General features: G+C 69.1%; 19 protein-coding genes. 11 read left to right on the forward strand and 8 right to left on the reverse strand.

What is annotated here, in order from left to right; genetic code table 11:
- Position 1: 1 nt before the first annotated feature.
- Entirely contained in the window at positions 2-2,656 is a 2,655-nt protein-coding gene (locus MTBUT4_RS10290) for an HAD-IC family P-type ATPase (protein ID WP_173979601.1), read from the forward strand.
- Positions 2,657-2,699: 43 nt separating this feature from the next.
- Here the strand turns inward: MTBUT4_RS10290 and MTBUT4_RS10295 are convergent, their stop codons facing one another.
- Positions 2,700-3,095, reverse strand: a complete 396-nt coding sequence (locus tag MTBUT4_RS10295) for a response regulator (RefSeq protein WP_173979602.1) — start codon at positions 3,093-3,095, stop codon at positions 2,700-2,702.
- A gap of 237 nt (positions 3,096-3,332) precedes the next feature.
- Here MTBUT4_RS10295 and nadA point away from each other — a divergent pair, with 237 nt between their 5' ends.
- From nadA to MTBUT4_RS10330, 7 genes are all read left to right on the forward strand, one after another.
- Complete coding sequence (gene nadA, locus MTBUT4_RS10300; protein WP_173979603.1) at positions 3,333-4,367, forward strand: quinolinate synthase NadA; 1,035 nt, start codon at positions 3,333-3,335, stop codon at positions 4,365-4,367.
- On the forward strand, positions 4,357-5,208 hold the full coding sequence (gene nadC / locus MTBUT4_RS10305) for a carboxylating nicotinate-nucleotide diphosphorylase (RefSeq protein ID WP_173979604.1): 852 nt from the start codon (positions 4,357-4,359) through the stop codon (positions 5,206-5,208). The genes nadA and nadC overlap by 11 nt, the downstream gene beginning before the upstream one ends.
- 5 nt (positions 5,209-5,213) lie before the next feature.
- A complete protein-coding gene (gene nadB, locus MTBUT4_RS10310; protein WP_173979605.1) occupies positions 5,214-6,824 on the forward strand; it encodes an L-aspartate oxidase in 1,611 nt (536 codons plus the stop codon).
- A 173-nt stretch (positions 6,825-6,997) separates the two neighbouring features.
- Positions 6,998-7,390: a Crp/Fnr family transcriptional regulator gene (locus tag MTBUT4_RS10315; protein ID WP_173979606.1), complete on the forward strand. Its 393-nt coding sequence runs from the start codon at positions 6,998-7,000 to the stop codon at positions 7,388-7,390.
- Positions 7,387-7,758: a hypothetical protein gene (locus tag MTBUT4_RS10320; RefSeq protein WP_173979607.1), complete on the forward strand. Its 372-nt coding sequence runs from the start codon at positions 7,387-7,389 to the stop codon at positions 7,756-7,758. Before MTBUT4_RS10315 ends, MTBUT4_RS10320 begins: the two co-directional genes overlap by 4 nt.
- Before the next feature lie 62 nt (positions 7,759-7,820).
- Positions 7,821-8,327 carry a hypothetical protein gene (locus MTBUT4_RS10325; protein ID WP_173979608.1) on the forward strand — a complete coding sequence of 169 codons (507 nt, stop codon included), beginning with the start codon at positions 7,821-7,823 and terminating at the stop codon, positions 8,325-8,327.
- A 160-nt stretch (positions 8,328-8,487) separates the two neighbouring features.
- The gene (locus MTBUT4_RS10330) at positions 8,488-9,309 is read left to right on the forward strand and encodes a hypothetical protein (RefSeq protein WP_173979609.1); all 822 of its coding nucleotides are present in this window, start codon (positions 8,488-8,490) and stop codon (positions 9,307-9,309) included.
- 3 nt (positions 9,310-9,312) lie between these two features.
- Here the strand turns inward: MTBUT4_RS10330 and MTBUT4_RS10335 are convergent, their stop codons facing one another.
- On the reverse strand, positions 9,313-9,585 hold the full coding sequence (locus MTBUT4_RS10335; protein ID WP_173979610.1) for a hypothetical protein: 273 nt from the start codon (positions 9,583-9,585) through the stop codon (positions 9,313-9,315).
- A 30-nt stretch (positions 9,586-9,615) separates the two neighbouring features.
- On the opposite strand from MTBUT4_RS10335, the gene MTBUT4_RS10340 reads away from it, so the two are divergent.
- Positions 9,616-10,437 (forward strand): hypothetical protein, encoded by an 822-nt coding sequence (locus MTBUT4_RS10340; protein WP_173979611.1) that lies wholly within the window; start codon positions 9,616-9,618, stop codon positions 10,435-10,437.
- A gap of 3 nt (positions 10,438-10,440) precedes the next feature.
- On the opposite strand, the gene MTBUT4_RS10345 is transcribed toward MTBUT4_RS10340, so the two are convergent.
- The 4 genes from MTBUT4_RS10345 to MTBUT4_RS10360 all read right to left on the reverse strand — a co-directional run bounded on the left by MTBUT4_RS10345 (position 10,441) and on the right by MTBUT4_RS10360 (position 14,129).
- Positions 10,441-11,517, reverse strand: coding sequence for a BPSL0067 family protein (locus MTBUT4_RS10345; protein ID WP_173979612.1), 1,077 nt, complete (start codon positions 11,515-11,517; stop codon positions 10,441-10,443).
- Positions 11,518-11,675: 158 nt separating this feature from the next.
- Positions 11,676-12,020, reverse strand: a complete 345-nt coding sequence (locus MTBUT4_RS10350) for a hypothetical protein (protein ID WP_173979613.1) — start codon at positions 12,018-12,020, stop codon at positions 11,676-11,678.
- Positions 12,007-12,369 carry a P-II family nitrogen regulator gene (locus tag MTBUT4_RS10355; protein ID WP_173979614.1) on the reverse strand — a complete coding sequence of 121 codons (363 nt, stop codon included), beginning with the start codon at positions 12,367-12,369 and terminating at the stop codon, positions 12,007-12,009. The genes MTBUT4_RS10350 and MTBUT4_RS10355 overlap by 14 nt, the downstream gene beginning before the upstream one ends.
- Positions 12,366-14,129, reverse strand: a complete 1,764-nt coding sequence (locus MTBUT4_RS10360) for a DUF1538 domain-containing protein (RefSeq protein ID WP_173979615.1) — start codon at positions 14,127-14,129, stop codon at positions 12,366-12,368. The genes MTBUT4_RS10355 and MTBUT4_RS10360 overlap by 4 nt, the downstream gene beginning before the upstream one ends.
- A 176-nt stretch (positions 14,130-14,305) precedes the next feature.
- Here MTBUT4_RS10360 and MTBUT4_RS10365 point away from each other — a divergent pair, with 176 nt between their 5' ends.
- The gene (locus tag MTBUT4_RS10365) at positions 14,306-17,479 is read left to right on the forward strand and encodes a PAS domain S-box protein (RefSeq protein WP_173979616.1); all 3,174 of its coding nucleotides are present in this window, start codon (positions 14,306-14,308) and stop codon (positions 17,477-17,479) included.
- 25 nt (positions 17,480-17,504) lie between these two features.
- Here the strand turns inward: MTBUT4_RS10365 and MTBUT4_RS19805 are convergent, their stop codons facing one another.
- Together MTBUT4_RS19805 and MTBUT4_RS10375 are read right to left on the reverse strand one after the other, a co-directional pair.
- On the reverse strand, positions 17,505-18,266 hold the full coding sequence (locus MTBUT4_RS19805; protein WP_173979617.1) for a YkgJ family cysteine cluster protein: 762 nt from the start codon (positions 18,264-18,266) through the stop codon (positions 17,505-17,507).
- A gap of 1 nt (position 18,267) precedes the next feature.
- Positions 18,268-18,744: a YchJ family protein gene (locus MTBUT4_RS10375; RefSeq protein WP_173979618.1), complete on the reverse strand. Its 477-nt coding sequence runs from the start codon at positions 18,742-18,744 to the stop codon at positions 18,268-18,270.
- A 124-nt stretch (positions 18,745-18,868) separates the two neighbouring features.
- Between MTBUT4_RS10375 and MTBUT4_RS10380 the strand changes: the two genes are divergently transcribed.
- Positions 18,869-20,455 (forward strand): lysine--tRNA ligase, encoded by a 1,587-nt coding sequence (locus MTBUT4_RS10380; RefSeq protein WP_173979619.1) that lies wholly within the window; start codon positions 18,869-18,871, stop codon positions 20,453-20,455.
- The last annotated feature ends 70 nt before the right edge of the window (positions 20,456-20,525 follow it).

The following is a 20,525-nucleotide window of genomic DNA, read 5'->3' on the forward strand; positions in this document are numbered from 1 at the left end:
GATGCAAGACCAATCCTGGCACCTTCTGGGCGTTGACGAGGCATGCGGACGCCTGCGCTCGTCTCCCGTCACCGGCCTGACCTCGGAGGAGGCGGAGCGGCGCTTCGGCGAGCACGGCCCCAACCGCCTGCCCGAACCGGCGGCGCGGCCGGCCTGGGCGGTCTTCCTCGACCAGTTCCGCAACCTGCTGACCATGGTGCTGCTGGCCGCCGGCGTGCTGGCCGGCGCCATCGGCGACACCTCCGACATGGTGGTGATCCTGGCGGTCACCCTGTTCAACGCCGGGCTGGGCTTCTACCAGGAACGCCGCGCCGAGCGCATCCTGGGAGCGCTCAAGGACATGCTGGCCCACAGCGCCAGGGTGCGCCGCGACGGCGCCAAGGCCGAGATCGCCGCCGACCGGGTGGTGCCCGGCGACATCGTGCTGCTGGAGGGCGGCGACCGCGTGCCGGCCGATGGCCGCCTGATCGCCGCCCACGGGCTCGAGGTGGACGAATCATCGCTGACCGGTGAATCGCTGGCGGTGGCCAAGGGCACCGATGCCCTGGCCGATGCCGAGGCGGTGCTGGCCGAGCGCAGCAACCTCGCCTTCATGAACACGGTGGTGACCCGCGGCCGCGCCGAGATGCTGGTGACCGCCACCGGCGCCGCCACCGAGATGGGGCGCATCGCGGCGCTGCTGGAAAGCACCGGCGACGCCGCCACGCCGCTGCAGGAGCGCCTCGACGGCCTCGGCCGCCGGCTGGCCGCCATCGCCGGATTGGTGGTGGCGGTGATCCTGGTGATGGGGCTGGCGCGCGGCGAGCCCCTGGCCGACATCGTGCTGACCGCCGTGGCGCTGGCGGTGGCCGCCATCCCCGAGGGCCTGCCGGCGGTGGTGACGGTGACCCTGGCCATCGGCATGTTCCGCATGGCCCGCCGCGGCGCCATCGTCAAGCGGCTGGCGGCGGTGGAGACCCTGGGCTCGACCACCGTCATCTGCTCGGACAAGACCGGCACCCTGACCATGAACCGCATGACCGCGGTGGCCGGCTGGGCCGCCGGCCGGCGCTTCCGGGTCGAGGGCGAGGGGCTCGATTCGGACGGCGCCTTCCTGCCCGACGACGATCGCGGCCCGCTGCCCGACCTCGCCCCGTTCCTGGTCGCCGCGCATCTGTGCAACGACGCCCGCCTGGCCCCCGACGGCAAGGGCGGCCGGGTGCTGGTCGGCGACGCCACCGAGGGGGCGCTGCTGGTGCTGGCGGAAAAGGCCGGCATCGACCACGCCTGGCCGCGAATCGCCGAGCTGCCCTTCGATTCGGCGCGCAAGTACATGCTGACGGCGCATCAGGTGGAGGGCGGCTGGAAGGTGCTGGTCAAGGGTGCCCCCGACGTGGTGCTGGGCCTGTGCACCCGCATCCGCACCGAGGCCGGCGAGCGGCCGCTGGACGAGGCCGGGCGGGCTGTCCTCCAGGCCGAGATGGAGCGCATGGGCGGCCGGGCGCTGCGGGTCATCGCCCTGGCCGAGGCCGACCACGCGGTGCTGGGCGAGCCCGAGGCGGCGGCCCGCGACCTCACCCTGTTCGCCCTGGTCGGGCTGATGGACCCGCCGCGCCCCGGCGCGGTCGAGGCGGTGCGGGCCTGCCGCCAGGCCGGCATCGCGGTCAAGATGATCACCGGCGACCACGCCGTCACCGCCGCCGCCATCGCCCGCGAGCTGGGGCTGGAGGGCGAGGTGGTGACCGGCGCCGAGCTGGACCGCCTGGACGATGCCGAACTGGCCGCCCGCGTCGACCAGGTGGCGGTGTTCGCCCGCGTCGCGCCCGAACACAAGCTGCGCATCGTCTTCGCGCTGAAGGCCAAGGGCCACGTCGCCGCCATGACCGGCGACGGGGTCAACGACGCCGCCGCGCTGAGGGGCGCCGACATCGGCATCGCCATGGGCCGGGCCGGCTGCGACGTCACCCGCGAGGCGGCGTCCATGGTGCTGACCGACGACGACTTCGCCACCGTGGTGCGCGCGGTGGCCGAGGGGCGCACCATCTACGACAACATCGTCAAGTTTGTCCGCTTCCAGCTGTCCACCAATGTCGGCGCGCTGCTGACCGTGTTCGCGGCGCCGCTGGTGGGGCTGCCGATGCCGTTCCACGCCATCCAGATCCTGTGGGTCAACATCATCATGGACGGCCCGCCGGCCATGGCGCTGGCCTTCGACCCGCCGCGCGCCGGGCTGATGAACGAACGCCCGCGGCCGCGCGACGAGGCCATCCTGCACCGCCGGCGGATGGCGCGGCTGGCGCTCTACGGCACCACCATGGCCGCGGGCACCCTGGCGGTGTTCGCCTGGGCCACCCATCAGGGCCTTGAGCCCGCCCGCGCCCAGACCCTGGCCTTCACCACCTTCGTGCTGTTCCAGTTCTTCAACGTCTTCAACGCCCGCGTCGGGCACGAGAGCGCGCTGAACCGCACCGCGCTGCGCAACGGCAAGCTGTGGCTGGCCCTGGGCGCGGTGCTGGCGCTGCAGGCGGTGGCGGTGCATTGGGGGCCGGCCCAGGCCCTGTTCCACACCGCCGCCCTCAGCCCCGCCGACTGGGCGCTGGCCACCGCGGTGGCGTCGTCGGTGCTGGTGCTGGACGAGGTCCGCAAGCTGGCGACGCGGCTGGTGCGGCGGCGGTGAAGGATCACCCCTCTCCCGCAGGCGGGCGAGGGCATGCGGGAAATCACGCCGGCCCGACGGTCCGTTGCAGCAGATCCTGGAGATGGCGGCCGTTGACCGGCTTGTGAAGGATGGGAAGGCCCAGGGCGGCGGCCTGGTTCAGGCGTTCGCCGGCGGTGTCGCCGGTGACCAGGACGCCGGGGACGTCGATGCCGCAGACGGCGCGGACGCGGGCGATGGCGTCGGTCCCGGTGCAGCCGTCGCGCAATCGCAGATCGGCCAGGATCAGGCCGGGCCTGCCCTCGGACTCGTCCAACTGGCGCAGTGCGTCGTCGGCCGAGATGGCGGCGATCACCCGGTAGCCCCAGCTCTCGAACAGCATCTGGTATCCCGCCAGCACGATGGCCTCGTCTTCGACCACCACGATCAGCGGGGCAACCCTGACATAGTCCGCCGTCATCGCCGTCACCCGCCCAACCCCTTTTTCCTAACCCAAAGTATAATGGGCCAAGGGGGTGCTCCGAGGAAATCGGACAGACGCCATAGGCGTTATGCCGAAGGCTTGCGGGGATGGCGCCCGGGCAATTCGCGGCGCGTGCGATAGGACATTGCCATTCCCGGCGAAAATCGTACTTACTTCACGTTCGACGCAACCATGCGGGGGCACGCGCTCCCGGCAACGAGGTCCCCGAAGTCCATGACAGATACCGTCGTGCTGCCGATGACCGGTGCACTCACCGAAGCCGACATCGATCCCACCCTCGATCTGGTCGATGCCATCGACCGCCTGCGCCGCGAGAAGAACGCGGTGATCCTGGCCCATTACTACCAGGAGGGCGAGATCCAGGACCTGGCCGACTTCGTCGGCGATTCGCTGGATCTGTCGCGCAAGGCCGCCGCCACCGAGGCCGAGATGATCGTGTTCTGCGGCGTGCGCTTCATGGGCGAGGTGGCGAAGATCCTGTCGCCCGGCAAGACCGTGGTGATCCCCGATGCCGAGGCCGGCTGCAGCCTCGAGGAATCCTGCCGCGCCGAAACGTTCAAGGCGTTCCGCGACAAGCACCCCGACCACATCGCGGTGACCTACATCAACTGCTCGGCCGAGGTGAAGGCGCTGTCCGACGTCATCGTCACCTCGTCCAACGCCGAGATCATCGTCAACGCCCTGCCCAAGGACCGGCCCATCCTGTTCGCCCCCGACCGCCACCTGGGCGCCTACGTGGCGAGGAAGACCGGCCGCGACCTCACCCTGTGGCCGGGCAGCTGCATCATCCACGAGCAGTTCTCGGAAAAGGAGCTGATCAAGCTGAAGGTCCGCCACCCGCAGGCCCTGGTGGCGGCCCATCCGGAATGCCCCGATTCCATCCTGGCCCATGCCGACCACATCGGCTCGACCCGCGGCCTGCTGGACTTCGTGCTGACATCGGACGGTGCCGAATTCATCATCGCCACCGAGCCCCACATCATCCACCAGATGAGCAAGGCCGCCCCGCACAAGACCTTCATCCCGGCCCCCGGCGCCGATGGCGGCTGCTCGTGCGCGGATTGCCCGTTCATGGCCAAGAACACCCTGGAGAAGATCTACCTGGCCATGCTCAATCGCGCGCCGGCCATCGCCATCCCCGAGGATCTGCGGGTCCGCGCGCTGAAGCCGCTGGAGCGCATGCTGGAGATGAGCGCCTCGGTCCCGATGTCGTCCGGACCCAAGGCGGGCACCCCCAATGCCGCCTGATCTGGACCTCGCCGATGCCCGCCGGGTGATCGCCGCCGCGCTGGCCGAGGATGTGGGCGGCGACGATATCGAGCGGGGCGACATCACCTCGGCCCATGTGATTCCGGCCGGGCTGCGCTTCACCGGGGTGATGCAGGCCCGCCACGACATGGTGGTGGCCGGCCTGCCGGTGGCGGCCGAGGCCTTCCGCGCGGTGGTGCCGGATTGCCGCTTCAGCCCCCGCGTCGAGGACGGCGCCGAGGTCGGGCCGGGCACCGTGCTGGCCGAGATCGAGGGGCCGGCCCGCGGCATGCTCACCGCCGAGCGCACGGCGCTGAACCTGCTGCAGCTGATGTCGGGCATCGCCACCCTGGCCCGCACCTACGCCCGGCGCATCGAGGGCACCGGCTGCACCCTGCTCGACACCCGCAAGACCATTCCCGGCCTGCGCAAACTGTCGAAATACGCCACCGTCTGCGGCGGGGCCCGCAACCACCGCATGGGCCTTTACGATGGCGTGCTGATCAAGGACAACCACATCGCCGTGTGCGGCGGCATCGGCGCCGCGGTGCGGGCCGCCAAGGCCGCCGGCCTGCCCAACGTGGAGGCCGAGTGCGACACCCTGGACCAGGTCGCCGAGGCGGTGGCGGCGGGGGCCGACATCGTGCTGCTGGACAACATGGGACCCGACATGCTGCGCCGCGCCGTGGCGGTGGTGGCCGGACGGGCCAAGACCGAGGCCTCGGGCGGGGTGACCCTGGACACCATCCGCGCCATCGCCCAGACCGGGGTCGACTTCGTCTCGGTGGGCCGCATCACCCAGTCGGCGCCGGCCGCCGACATCGGACTGGACTGGAGCTGAAGGCCATGACCGCGTCCTACGATCTGGTGGTGGTGGGCTCGGGCGGCGCCGGCCTGACCCTGGCGCTCAGGCTGCTGGAACTGAAGCCCGACGCCCGAATCGCCATCCTGGCCAAGGGACCGCTGTCGGAAGGCTCGACCATGTACGCCCAGGGCGGCATCGCCGCCGTGCTGGACGCCGCCGATTCCACCGAATCGCACATCATCGACACGCTGGGGGCCGGCGCCGGCCTGTGCAACGTCGATACCGTGCAGTTCACCGTCGAGCGGGCGCGCGAGGGCATCGACTGGCTGATCGCCCAAGGGGTGGCGTTCGATCGCGACGGCGCCGTCTATCACCTGACCCGCGAGGGCGGTCACTCCCACCGCCGCGTCATCCACTCCGCCGACGCCACCGGCCGGGCCATGCAGACCACGCTGATGGAGCGGGTGCGGGCCTCGTCGGCGGAAGTGTTCGAGGGCCACAACGCCATCGACCTGATCCGCGAGCGCCTGGGCGGCGGCCGCCTGGGCCGCTGCGTCGGGGTCTACGGGCTGGACCGCGCCAGCGGCCGGGTGCGCGGCTTCCCCGCCCGCGCGGTGGCGCTGGCCAGCGGCGGCGCCTCGCGCGTCTACCTCTATTCCACCAATCCCGACGGCTCCACCGGCGACGGCATCGCCATGGCCTGGCGCGCCGGCTGCCGCGTCGCCAACATGGAATTCAGCCAGTTCCACCCCACCTGCCTGTACCACCCCAAGGCCAAGTCGTTCCTGATCTCCGAGGCGGTGCGCGGCGAGGGCGGCAGGCTGCTGCGCCCCGACGGCACCCGCTTCATGGACGAGTACGATGCCCGGGGCGAGCTGGCGCCGCGCGACATCGTGGCGCGCGCCATCGACGACGTCATGAAGCGGCTGGGCTGCGAGTGCGTCTATCTCGACATCAGCCACAAGTCCGAGGACTTCCTGGCCAGCCATTTCCCCAACATCCTGGCCACCTGCCGGCAATACGGCATCGACCCGGCGCGCGAGCCGATCCCGGTGGTGCCGGCCGCCCATTTCACCTGCGGCGGCGTGCTCACCGATCTGAGCGGGCGGACCGACGTGGACGGCCTCTACGCCGTCGGCGAGGTCGCCAGCACCGGCCTGCACGGAGCCAACCGCCTGGCCTCCAACTCGCTGCTGGAATGCCTGGTGTTCGGCGCCTCGGCCGCCGCCGACCTGGCCCAGCGCCTGGGCAGCCTGCCGGCGCCGCCGGTGATCCCGGCCTGGGACGAAAGCTGGGTCACCGATTCCGACGAGGAGGTGGTGGTCGCCCACAACTGGGACGAGCTGCGCCGCTTCATGTGGGACTATGTCGGCATCGTGCGCTCGACCAAGCGGCTGGAGCGGGCCAAGCACCGGGTCAAGCTGCTGCTCAACGAGATCGCCGAGTATTACGGCACCTTCCGCGTCACCTCGGACCTGCTGGAACTGCGCAACCTGGCCATGGTCGCCGATCTGATCGTGCGCTCGGCCCTGGCGCGGCGGGAAAGCCGCGGCCTGCACTTCACCATCGACTATCCCGGCACCGACGTGATCGCGCCGGCCCAGAACACCGTGCTGGTGCCGAAGAACTTCTCCGCCCGGCGGGCGATTTAGCAGGGAGCGGAAAAACGCTGTTTGCCACCCTCTGATTCGTCACCCCCGCGAAGGCGGGGGTCCATGCGGGGGCAACAGGGCGATATGACCGCAATACAGAGTGTGCCGAGGCATGGATTCCCGCCTGCGCGGGAATGACGGAAAAAACAGGGGCTTTCCAGGGGAGACTTGCCATGCAGGACGTCGCCAGTTCGCGCCGCAAGGTGTTCGCCGCCGGCACCCGGATCTTCGCCGAGGGCGAGCCGGGGCACGAGGCCTATGTGGTCGAATACGGCCGCGTCGCCGTGTTCAAGACGGTGAAGGGCAAGCCGGTGCCGCTGGGCACCGTGGTCCAGGGCGGCATCTTCGGCGAGATGGCGCTGATCGACGACCAGCCGCGCATGGCCTCGGCCCAGGCCGAGGAGGAGACCGCCTGCGTGGTGATCGGCAAGGACCGCCTGACCGCCCAGCTGCACCAGGCGCCCGAGGCGGTGCAGGCGGTGGTCGGCGCGTTGCTGGGCAACATCCGCCTGATGGGCGCCGAACTGGCCGAGGCGCGGGTGGTGCTGGCCGAGGACCGGCCGTGATCGCGCGCCGCGCCCTGCTGCTGGCCGCCGCCCTGCTGCCCCTGGCCGCCGGCCCCGCCGCCGCCGCCAGCAAGGGCGGCCCCGCCTATGCCAAGATCGGCTCCATCGTGGTCGAGTTCTGGGACCAGAACGGCCTGTTCCACGTGGTCAACGCCGACCTCACCGCCGTTCTGATCTCGCCCGAGGCCAAGCTGGACAAGCGCATCGCCGAGAAGATCACCCACGCGCTGTCCGCCATGTCGTGGGAGGAATTCTCGACCGGCAACCCGGCCTCGACCCTGAAGGCCATCGCGCTCGACATCGTGCGCAAGGAACCCGGCGGCGAGCTGGTGGCGGAAGTGCTGGTGGTCAAGCTGATGCTGCGCTGAGGGGTCGGCCGACACGGACGTCCCGCATCTATTTTCCCTCGGTGCTGTGGTATCCTTCGGACATGACCAAGCTTTGGTTGTTCCTGTTCTGGATTTCGGTGGCGGCGGCAATGACACTTGCCGTCCCTGGTGCCGCGCATGCCGATGACATGCTGAAGGGGTTTGAAGGTGTTCGGTCCATGACCCGGACACATGCCGACAGCCAATGCATCGGGACGCCGCGAACACCACTATGCGCCGTTGAGACGCTGCTGGGGTGCTGGGCAAAAAAGGTCCCCGCCTTCTGCGACATGGTTTGGGATTTCAACCAAGTTTCTGAGGATGAAGAGCAATCATATTATTACAAATTCCGCTCAGCAAAGGTGTTGGAGCTGTCTGACTACGGGCCAATGGGGCGCATGGACATTTCTGTTCCAGGTGATGTTTTATTGATTTTGGATGAGTATTCCTGCGTAGACGGGTATTGCCGTTTCCCCTATTTCGACGGGACAGAATGGATCCTTCGCAAGGACGGCGACAACTGGCGTGTACTTTATTATTCGTCAGAAGGGGCGGAGGACGATGATTGAGGGGAGTTAGGTGGGGGCTTTCACTGACCCCCACCTATCCATCTCTTATTTCCTGCGCCGCTTCGACCCGGGCGCCGAGGATCGCCAAGGGGGTGCCGTCGCCGTCCTTTGGCGAAACGTACCGCATCAACCTTCCCTCGGTACTGTGATATCTTTAGCCATGGTCAAGCTTCGGTTGGTCCTGTTCGGGATTTTGGCGGCGGGTCTGGCGGGCAACACGCCCGCAAGGGGCGCCGAAGCGGAGTTGACGTACAAAATCGCCTGCCCGCCCACATGGCCGGGGCCGGGAAAGCCGCTGCCGTTGAGTTACAACGACGTCTGGATCGACTGGACCTTTTCGACCACCGGGGACATCCCCTTGATAGACGACCTATCGAATACCAGGCCGGGGACCATCCAGATGGATTGCGCCTACGGGCCGGAAAAATATAGGTCCTGGCGCAGGGTCACGCTGAAGGTTCCCGGTTCCGTCCGGAAATGCACGTCGGAGCAAATTCCGGGAAGTTGGCGGCACAAGGTTCCTTTTACGTGCGAAACCAGGCCTGAGCCCGACCGTGCCCTCGGAGAGGTGGCCTGGCAGGTCGCCGCGCCGGTCAGCGTCGAACTGCGGCTGTTCGGCATCGGTCTCGACATGACGGCTGGTCAGATTCGCGATTTCGCCGCACGCGACGGCTATAATTTGGACGAGGAGGCGGGCCGGCTGGTTCTGGTGCGGCCGGGACGGCGGTTCGAGATCGCTTTTTGGGGTGACACGGAGCGGCCCCGCGAGATCGTCCTGGTGTCCGATGATTATGACGGCTTAGGCAATGCAGTCTATGCGTTCGGGTTCGATTTCAAGCTCAGGACACTGCATTTCATTCCCCCCAATATCGGCATCAGCAAGTGGCAATGGTTTTCACCGGACCGAAGAACGGTCCTGGAGTATTGGCCGCCCGTCCAGGAGGGCGAGCGACCGTCTCTGCACTTGATCGATCAGCGATGAACGTCACCGGCGCTGGATGATCCGGTAATTACCCGGAGAAACGGGCCTGACCTCGGCGGGCTTTTCACCTCTGCCGGGGCGGCTGGAGACGGGGCCGGAATTCTGGTCGAGAATCTTTATCTGGCCGGTTCCCTTGTCCCATTCCACGAAAATTCCGGCGTGATTGCCGCTCGGCTTGCTGGGGGAGTTGCCGTTCTTGTCCCAGCCGGTGGCGATGGGCGTGCCGGGCTTGGTGTCGGGTCCCACCAGGTCGCCCGCCTTCCAGTCCCGCGTCAACTTTCCCTCGGAACTATGATATCTTTAGCCATGGTCAAGCTTCGGTTGTTCCTGTTCGGGATTTTGGCGGCGGGTCTGGCGGGCAACACGCCCGCAAGGGGCGCCGAAGCGGAGTTGACGTACAAAATCGCCTGCCCGCCCACATGGCCGGGGCCGGGAAAGCCGCTGCCGTTGAGTTACAACAGCGTCTGGGTCGATTGGAGCATGGTGGCGAACGGCGACATCCCCTGGATCGACGATTTGTCGGATACCAAGCCGGGTTCAGTCCAAATGGATTGCGCCTACGGGCCGGAAAAATATAGGTCCTGGCGCAGGGTCACGCTGAAGGTTCCCGGTTCCGTCCGGAAATGCACGTCGGAGAAAATTCCGGGAAGCTGGCGGCACAAGGTTCCTTTTACGTGCGAAACCAGGCCTGAGCCCGACCGTGCCCTCGGAGAGGTGGCCTGGCAGGTCGCCGCGCCCGTCAGCGTGGAACTGCGGCTGTTCGGCATCGGTCTCGACATGACGGCTGGTCAGATTCGCGACTTCGCCGCACGCGACGGCTATGATTTGGACGAGGAGGCGGGCCGGCTGGTTCTGGTGCGGCCGGGACGGCGGTTCGAGATCGCTTTTTGGGGTGACACGGAGCGGCCCCGCGAGATCGTCCTGGTGTCCGATGATTATGACGACGCAGGCAGTGCAGTCTATGCGTTCGGGTTCGATTTCAGGCACAGGGTCCTGCATCAGGCGTCGCCGAATAGCTTTTTCTTCAAGCTGCAATGGTTTTCGCCAGACCAAATGACGGTGTTGGAGTATTGGCCGCCCATCCATAAGGACGAGCGGCCGTCTCTGCACCTGATTGATCGGCGATGACAGTCACCGGCGCTGGATGATGCGGTAGTCACCGGGGGAAACAGGCCTGACCTCGGCGGGCTTTTCACCTCTGCCGGGGCGGCTGGAGACGGGGCCGGAATTCTGGTCGAGAATCTTTATCTGGCCGGTTCCCTTATCCCATTCCACGAAAATTCCGGCGTGATTGCCGCTCGGCTTGCTGGGGTAGTTGCCGTTCTTGTCCCAGCCGGTGGCGATGGGCGTGCCGGGCTTGGTGTCGGGTCCCACCAGGTCGCCCGCCTTCCAGTCCCGCGTCGGCCCCAGTTCGGGCACGGCGGCCTTGACCAGGGCGACGCATTCCTTGCTGCCCTTGTCCGCACCGGCCGAAAGCCATCCACCTTGTGCGGCGGCCTTCTCCAACAGCGCATCGACCGAGTCCTTCGCCTGCAGGGGCGATGGAGACGACGACGAATCCTGGGCCGGCGGCTGGGACCCGTCCGCGATCTGCGGACCGAGGCCCTCCGGACCGGACCCGATCTCGCCGGGTGCCTGATCCCCCGGTGCGGGGGGCTGGCCGTCTTCGCCGCCCCCGTCCGCCGGCGGCGCCGTGTCGCCGCCGCCGTCTCCACCCTCGCCGTCTCCGCCATCGCCGCCGGCACTGCCTTTGTCGGCCATAAGCTGCACGTAGTCGGGCTGGTTGGTACGCTCCGGCATCGGCATCGGCTTGCCTTCCATGCCCTTTTTCAACAGAAAGTTCTGGGTGTCTTTGGGCGCAGGCCCGTCCCCCGCACCGCCCATGCCGGGGGGCGGCGGTTCGCGGTCGTGGGCTTCGACCATCACCGGCACGCCATCGACCATGCGGGTATGGGCGCGCACATGCACCGGTCCGCCCTGGGCCACCAGCGTGCCGTCCGACGCATAGATGTGGCCGTCCGGCCCCTGGTGGCGCGGCAGCGCGTCGGTATGGTCGCCGCGCATGGTCTCGTCCGGGTACAGGGTGGCCCAGCCGCGCGACACCATGTCGCGCCAGGATTGCGATTCCGGATGGCGGGACTTGTAGTAGCGCGGGTCGCTGACCGCCTTGCGCAGGTTCTTCTCGGTCAGGGGGAAGGGGAACGTCATGGCAGGCTCCTTTCGGGGAGCATCGGCCCCGGGACGGGTTGGAAAAACAAAACGCCCGGCACCGCTGGCGCGGTCCGGGCGTGGTCGTGGTGATGCCGATCCCTATTTAGAACATAAAGAGAACAATGTCAAGGAAATCCCGTATTTCCGTTACTCCCTCACCCCGCCTCCAGCGTTCCCTCCGGCATGACGAAGGGGTGGGCGGCGGTGACGTCGATGATGTTGATGACGCCGCGGCCGGGCTGGTCCATCTCCAGCTGCAGCCAGCAGAATTCCATGATCTCGGCGGTGCGCTCGGCCGGCACCAGGATGAAGATCTCCTCGTTCTCGACGAAGCGGGCGATGCGGCCGCGGGTGCGGGTGTGGTCGGCGGCGGCGCGGCGCGCGCCGGTGTAGAAGACGTTCCAGATGTCCTTCTCGCGCGCCAGCCGCGACAGGAAGGGGCGCGACGCGCCGCCGAACACCACGCAGTGGATCAGGCGCCAGGCCTCAGCGCTCGCCAACGATCTTCTCCAGGATGTCGGGCGGGATGTGGGTGGCCGCCTTCTCCACCGGGGTGACGTAGATGAAGCCCATGCCGGGAGTGTCCAGCTTGCCGGCCAGGAACATGCGCTCGAACACGAAGTTCAGCTGCTCGCGGCTGACGGCGATGGTCACCACCTCCTTCTCGGCGTTCACCGCGATGGACCACAGGCCCAGCTTCTCGCGCAGGCCGGTGCCGCGGGCGTAGTGGATGGTGGCGCCCTCGGCGCCGGCCTCGATGGCGGCCTGGACCACCGCGTCGGCGCGGCCGCGCTGGACGATGCAGGTGATCAGGTGGACGTCGGTGAGAATGGGGATGGTCAGGCTCATGGATGCACCTCCTCGACCGTCACGGTGCCGTGGGGAACGGCCGGGGCGGCGGCGCGCTGGCGGATGGTGATGGCCAGGCCCATGGCCAGCACCGCGACGATCGGCCCCAGCGAGGCCAGGGCCAGCACGCCGAAACCCTCGGTGGCCCCGACCGCGCCGCCGAAGGCCAGGCCCATGGCCAGCACCAGCGGCACCGTCACCGGCCCGGTGGTGACTCCGGCGGCATCCCAGGCCACCGCGGTGAAGGTCTCGCTCGAGGCCCAGGTCATCAGCAGCGCCACCACGTAGCCGGGCAGCAGGAACCACCACAGCGGCAGCCCGAACACCAGCTTGGCGGTGCCCAGGGCCAGCCCGGCGGCGACTCCGCCCGACACCGCGTAGATCAGCATGGACTTGCCGAAGGCGCCGTTGGACAGGGTCTCGACGGTGGTCCCCATGGCGTTCAGCGCCGGCTCGGCGATGGTGGCGCCGAAGCCCAGGGCGGCGGCGAACAGCACCGCCACCAATACCCCCAGGGCGAATTCGTACATGGGCGAGCCGGCCACCGACGGCACGGCGGCGAAGGCGCCCGGCACCGCGGTGCCCGACTGCGCCCCCAAATTGGCCAGGCCATAGGTCAGGCCCAGGTTGAACAGGATCATGCCGGCCAGGGCGAAGGCCACGCCCACCCCCACCACCAGACGGTCGGAGATGGTGGCGCGGGCCAGGCGGGCCACCAGCAGCAGGAAGGCGACCAGCGGCACGATGGCGCGCAGGGCGCCGGCGGCCTCGCTCCACGGGCTGCGGTCCAGCCACGAACCCGCGCCGCCGCTGCCGTCGCCCAGGGCCGCCGCCTCCAGGGGGGTATGGGTCCAGGACAGCGCCAGGCCCAGCAGCATCACCGCGATCACCGGCACCAGCGAGGCCATGGTGACGATACCGAAGCCGGTCAGCGAACTTTCGCCCTTGCCGGCCGAGCCGGCGACGCCGATGCCCAGCGCCAGCACCAGCGGCACCGTCACCGGGCCGGTGGTCACCGCGCCGCAATCCCAGGCCAGGCCGACCACGTGGGCGAGGTCGGGGTCCTTGGCCAGCAGCAGGGTGAGCAGCAGCGCGGCGCCGACCAGAACCATCACCGGTCCCTTCAGGCTCCAGGCGCGGATGAACATCAGCATGCCGACCACCGCGGCGACGCCGACGCCCGCCCCCACCGCCGCCACCAGATAGGGCGACCACGCCCCCAGCAGGGCGTAGAGGTACGGCGCGCGTTCCGCCTCGACCAGGGCGCCGGCGGCCCTGAGGGCGCCGATGGCCGGCTCGGCGAAGGTGACGCCCACACCCAGCGCGAAGGCCACCCCCAGCACCACCGGCAGCGAGCGGCTGCGCGGCAGCTCGTGCCCGATCAACTCGCCCAGCGGCATCAGGCCGAGGCGCAGGCCCTCCATGAACAGCATCAGCCCGGCCAGCACCGCCACCAGCCCGCCCAGCACCAGCAGCGGGTCGCGCACCCCCTGGTGCAGCACCAGCAACTGGAAGGCGGCGAGGTAGAGGGCCAGCGGCACCACCGCGCGGACCTGCTCGGACCCCTTGCTCCACAGATAGGGCGACACGATGGTCCAGCGGGCGCGCGCATCCAGATGCACCCGCCGCCACCGCGGCGTTCCCGCCTCGGCCCGCTTGCGCGCGGCGAAGCGGGTGAGCTTGCTGTAGCTGACCAGCCGGCGGCGGACCCGCGTCTCGCGCCGGTAGTCGCTGTAACGGATGCGGATTTCCTCGGCCATCGTCCCCCTCTCCTCCCGCAGCCGCATAGTGCGGGGCAGGGGCGGGGTTGGCAAGCGGCGGGTATTGTGGCCGCGAACGCTGTCATACTATACTTTGGTTGAGTCGGCCGGCGGGCCGGGGGGCGGGCATCGGGCCGCTGGAAAATGTCCGCCGTCGCCGTTGGTGCGGATTGCCCATGCGTCCTGTCGCGCTTTCCGAAATCATGACCCGCGCCGTGGTGACCGTGGCGCCGGACTGCCCGCTCGCCCAGGCGCTGGCGATCATGGGCGAGCGCCGCATCAGCTGCCTGGTGGTGGCGGAAGGGCGCCTGCCCGTCGGCATCCTCACCGAGCGCGACATCGTCCGCCTGCTGCGGTCGCAGGCCGGGGCCGACGCGCCGCCCACCATCGGCCAGGTGATGAGTTCGCCGCTGCGCACCGTCCCGGCCGATGCCACCCTGCTGGAGGCGGTGGACGCGCTGAAGGACGCCCAGGTGCGCCATCTGGTGGTGCTCGACGGCGACGGGCGGGCGGTGGGCGTGGTCGGCGAGCACGAGATCGTCAAGGGACTGGAGAGCGAGTACGTCGCCCATCTGGAAGGCATCATCGCCGAGAAGAACGCCGCGTTGGCCGCCCTCGCCGAGGCCCATGCCGCGCTGCAGGCGACCGAGCGCGAAGCCCGCTTCGCCATGATCGTCACCGAGCGCATGGCCGACGCCACCGTCTGGCTGAGCCCGGAGGGGCGCCACCTCTACACCAACCGGGCGTGGAGCGACCTGTCCGGCTTCAGCGCCGAGGAAACCCGGGAAAAATACGTCTGGGACTTCACGCCCAACTTCCCGCGCGAGGACTGGCTGGCCCATTGGCAGGCCCTGCGCATCCAGGGGGCGCTGACCTTCGAGGCGATCCTGGTCAACAAGGACGGCGCCCCGATCCCCTGCGAGGTCGCCGCCAACCACATCGTCTTCGATGGCACCGAATACAACGTCGGCATCATCCGCGACCTGCGCGGGCGGCGGAAGCTCGAGGCGGACCTGCGCGAACGCGAGGAGCGCCTGCGCCTGGTCCTGGAGGCCACCACGGACGGGATCTGGGACTGGGACCTGGTGGCCGACCGGGTCCTGTTGAACCATCGTTACTACGAATTGCTGGGATATGCCCCGGGCGAGTTCGAACCCAGTTCGACCTCGCTCCCGCGCATCGTCCACCCCGAAGATCTCCCCGGCGTGCTGGCGGGACTGGACGCCTGCGCGCGCGGCGGGGTCGCCGATTACGACAACGAGATCCGGATGGTGACCAAGGCCGGCGAGGTCAAATGGGTCCATGTCCGCGGCCGCATCGTCGAACGCGACGCAGCGGGGCAGGGGTGCCGCATGGTCGGCACTATCACCGACATCACCGCCCGCAAGGCGTTGGAGCGGGGGATACGCGAGCGCGAGGCCTTCTACCGCGCAGCCATCGAGACCACCGGCGACGGCTTCTGGCTGTGCGACCGGGACGGCACCATCCTCGACGTCAACTCCGCCTACGCCAGGATGTCGGGCTATGCGGTCGAAGAGTTGCGCGGCAAGCACATCTCCGACCTGGATGCCGAGGAAAGCCCGGCCGAGACCCAGGCCCGGCTTCGCGACATCCTGACCGTCGGCGACGCCACCTTCGAGCGCCGCCACCGGCGCAAGGACGGCTCGTTGTGGGACGTCGAGGTGTCCGCCCTGGTATCCGACGTCGAGGGCGGCCGCTGCTTCGCCTTCCTGCGCGACCTGGCGGCCCGCCGCCGCGCCGAGACCCTGCTCAAGGCGCGGCTGCACCTGTCCGAGATCGGGCGCGCCGGCGACATCGACGCGCTGATGACCGAGGTGCTCGACACCGCCGAGCGTCTGACCGCCAGCACCATCGGGTTCTTCCACTTCGTCGATGACGACCAGGACAGCCTGACGCTGCAGGCATGGTCCACCAACACGCTGGCCAACATGTGCAGGGCAGAGGCCAAGGGCCAGCACTACGCCGTCGCCGAGGCGGGGGTCTGGGCCGACTGCCTGCGCCAGGGCCGGCCGGTCATCTGCAACGACTACGCCGCGCAGCCGGCCAGGCGCGGCCTGCCCGAGGGCCACGCCGCGGTCACCCGGCTGCTGTCGGTGCCGGTGCCCGGCGAGACCGGCTTCCAGGCGGTCATCGGGGTGGGCAACAAGTCGGCGGACTACGACGCCGAGGATCTCGCCGTCGTCGCCGAGCTGGCCGGCATCGCCATGGACATCGTCAACTGGGTGCGGGCCGAGACCCGCCTGCGGGAAAGCGAGTTCTTCCTGCGCGAGACCCAGCGGGTGGGAAAGCTGGGCGGCTGGAAGGTCAATCCCGAGGCCGGCACGCTGACCTGGACCGACGAGGTCTACGCCATGGTCGAGGAACCGCTGGCGTTCCGTCCCGCTCTGGAGACCGGCATCAACTACTACCTGCCGCAGTACCGCGAGCCCCTGCGCCGCACCTTCGAGGAGGCCTTCGCCGAACGCCGGCCCTTCGCCATGGAACTGGAGCTGCTGTCGCGCACCGGCCGGCACCGCTGGGTGGAACTGCGCGGCGCCCCCAACGTCACCGAGGGCCGGCCCGACTACCTGATCGGGACCGTGCAGGACATCAGCGAACGCAAGGAGGCCGAGGCCCGCCTGCTGCGCACCATCGACGAGCTGACCCGCTCCAACACCGAGTTGGAGCGCTTCGCCTATGTCGCCTCGCACGACCTGCAGGAACCGCTGCGCAACGTGGTCGCCTTCTGCCAGCTGCTGGAGCGCCAGATGGGCGCGCGCCTCGGGGCCGAGGAACGCGAATCCCTGGACATCATCGTCGGCGGCGCGCGACGCATGCGCGATCTGGTGCGCGACCTGCTGGAATATTCCCGTGCCGGCCAGTTCGAGGACGAACGCGAACCGGTGAAACTCTCTGACCTGGTCGCCGCCGCCGCCGCCAATCTGCAGGGTGCCATCGCCGAATCCGGAAGCATCGTCGAGTGCGACGGCGACGTGGTGATGGCGGTGGTCGAACTGCCGATGATGCAGGTGGTCCAGAACCTGATCTCCAACGCCGTCAAGTTCCGCCACCCCGAACGGAAGCTGCGGGTGCGCGTCCACGGCGAACGGACGCCCGCCGGCATCGAGATCGCCGTTGCCGACAACGGCATGGGCATCGATCCGGCCTATCTCGACCAGGTCTTCGTCATCTTCAAGCGCCTGCACCGCCCCAGCGACATCCCCGGCACCGGCCTTGGCCTCGCCATCTGCCGCCGCATCGTGGAAAACCACGGCGGCCGCATCTGGGCGGAGTCCGAGGGGCCGGGAAAGGGGACAACCATCCGGCTGGTCTTGCCGGCGGCAAGGTGACGGTGGGCGGACCGGCGCTGGCGGATCACATGGCGCCCTGCGCGGCGCGTCGGATCAGGCGCTGCATGTCGCGCTCCCAGGCGCCGTATTGGGCGCGGAAGGCGGAATCGGCCGTCCGCTCCGCGGCGGTCGCCAGAACGGCGGCCTGGGCGCCGGCAATGGCCGTGAGGTCGCAGTCCAGCATGGGCAGCAGGGTGGCCAGGCTCAGCACCACCTCGCCGTTGGGCCGGGCGGCGGCGCGGGCGACGGTGTCGGGGAAGCCGGGAACGGTGCGCCCGAGCATCTCGCCGTAGGCGCGGACCAGCGCCGCCTGGACCCGCAAGTCCGCCCGTTCGGCATCGAAGCCGGCGCGCTCCACCACCGCCTTGTCGCGGTAGACCACCGGCGCGTCCGGGCCGGTGCCGCAGGCCCAGCCCGGGCGGGGGATCAGCAGCTCGGCCTGGTCTGCCTCGTCGCGCCAGGCCAGGAACGGCATGGCGCGGCAGCGCAGCGGCTTGCTGTCGTGGATGCGGCACAGCCCGTCCTCGCCCCGGCAGGGGCAGGGCTCGGCCGGCGGCAGGAACAGGTTGGGCGCCACCCGCAGCGCCACCTGCCGTTTGTCCTTCAGCCGCACCGTGAGGCCCAGCCGGGCGGTGGTGTCGAACGCCTTGTGCCCCTGGCGGACTGGGGTCAGCACCACCGCCATGGGGAAGATGGCGGCGAAGCGCGGCACCTCGGCGAAGGTCAGCGGCAGGCGGCCGACGCAACACTTGCCGCAGGCGGTGCAGGCGAAGCGGCGCTCCACCATGTCAGGCGCCGCAGCACTTCTTGTATTTCTTCCCCGAGCCGCAGGGGCAGGGGTCGTTGCGTCCGACCTTCTCCACCTGGCGCGGCGCCTGCCTGGGGTTGACCTCGCCGTCGACATACAGCCAGTCGCCGTTCTCGTGGCGGAAGCTGGCCAGTTCGTGGTGCAGGTAGGGCTCGCCGCGCACCTTGAAGCGGGCGACGTATTCCACGCTGGCGGTGCCGTCCTCCCCGCTCTCCACCTTGCGCAGCTCGAAGCCCAGGCCGCTGGCGTCCTTGGCCGACATCTCGACCTCGACGGCGTCGAACTCGGCCTGCTTTTCGGGCGCCAGGGTGCGGGTCAGATAGGCCATGTCGGCCTGCAGGAAGGCGACGTAGCGCGCGCGCATCAGCGCCTCGGGAGCGGGCGCCGGGGCGCCGGCCAGCAGCGGACCGCAGCAGGCATCGAAGTCGCGGCCGGAGCCGCAGGGGCAGGTGGTCATGGAGGTCTCCATCGTCGCGCCGGCAGGATAGCCGGGCGCGCCGGGGGCGGCAACGCCCGGACGTTGACCTTCCGTCCCGCCGGGCTTAGGTTTCGGCCTTTCCCCCAGCCGTCCGGGTGCCGCCATGTCCGATCTTTCCCAGCTCGCCCGCACCTCCACCGCCTGGCCGTTCCAGGAGGCCAGGACGCTGCTGGACGAGCGGCTCAAGGGCCAATGCCCGGACAAGGGCTATGTGCTGTTCGAGACCGGCTACGGCCCCTCGGGCCTGCCCCATATCGGCACCTTCGGCGAGGTGGTGCGCACCACCATGGTGCGCAATGCCTTCCGCGTCCTCGCCCCGCACATCCCGACCCGCCTGTTCGCCTTCTCCGACGACATGGACGGCCTCAGGAAGGTGCCCGACAACGTCCCCAACCAGGATCTGCTGCGGCCGCATCTGGGCAAGCCGCTGACCCGCATCCCCGATCCCTTCGGCACCCACGAGAGCTTCGGCCACCACAACAACGCGCGGCTGCGGGCGTTCCTGGACGCCTTCGGCTTCGAGTACGAGTTCCAGTCGGCCACCGAGTGGTATACCTCGGGCCGCTTCGACGCCGCCTTGCTGACCGTGCTGAGGCACTACGACCAGGTCATCAAGGTGGTGCTGCCGACCCTGGGCGACGAACGCCGCCAGACCTACTCGCCGTTCCTCCCCGTTTGCCCCGACACCGGCATCGTGCTGCAGGTGCCGGTGGTCGAGACCAGGCCCGAGGCCGGCACCATCGTCTACCGCCGCGACGACGGCAGGCTGGTGGAGACGCCGGTGACCGGCGGCGCCTGCAAGATGCAGTGGAAGGCCGACTGGGCCATGCGCTGGTACGCCCTGGGCGTCGATTACGAAATGAGCGGCAAGGACCTGATCCCCTCGGTCGAGCTGTCGGGCCGCATCTGCCGCATCCTCGGCGCCACGCCGCCCATGAACCTGACCTACGAGCTGTTCCTGGACGACCAGGGCCAGAAGATCTCCAAGTCCAAGGGCAACGGCCTGGCGGTGGAGGACTGGCTGACCTATGCCCCCCAGGAAAGCCTGTCCCTGTTCATGTACCAGAAGCCGAAGGCGGCCAAGCGGCTGCATTTCGACGTCATCCCGCGCTCGGTGGACGACTGGCTGACCTACCTGGCCAAGTTCGAATCCGAGGATGCCGCCAAGCGCCTGGACAACCCGGCCTGGCACATCCATGCCGGCACCCCGCCGCGCGAGGACAGCCACCTGTCGTTCAGCATCCTGCTCAACCTCGCCTCGGTGTGCAATTCCGAGGACAAGGCGGTGCTGTGGGGCTTCATCCGGCGCTACGCCCCCGGGGCGGCGCCCGAGACGGCGCCGATCCTCGACAAGCTGGTCGACGGCGCCGTCGCCTATTACCGCGACTTCGTCAAGCCGGCCAAGCACTACCGCACCGCCACGCCCGACGAGGCGGCGGCCTTCGCCGACCTCAGGGCCAAGCTGGCGAGCCTGACGCCCGAGGCCACCGCCGAGGAGATCCAGAACGCCGTCTACGAGATCGGCAAGCGCGACGCCTTCCCCGAGCTGAAGGCCTGGTTCAAGGCCTGCTACGAGGTGCTGCTGGGCCAGGACCAGGGGCCGCGCATGGGCAGCTTCATCAAGCTCTACGGCATCGACAACACCATCGCGCTGCTGGACAAGGCGGCAAAGGGCGAGAGCCTGGGCTGACAGCGCTTCGCTGTTTCCCCGTCATGGCCGGGCTTGACCCCCTTCGGTCCGGTTTATTTTTCGGAGAGCC

This window comes from Magnetospirillum sp. UT-4 (assembly GCF_902729435.1).
Classification (GTDB): domain Bacteria; phylum Pseudomonadota; class Alphaproteobacteria; order Rhodospirillales; family Magnetospirillaceae; genus Magnetospirillum.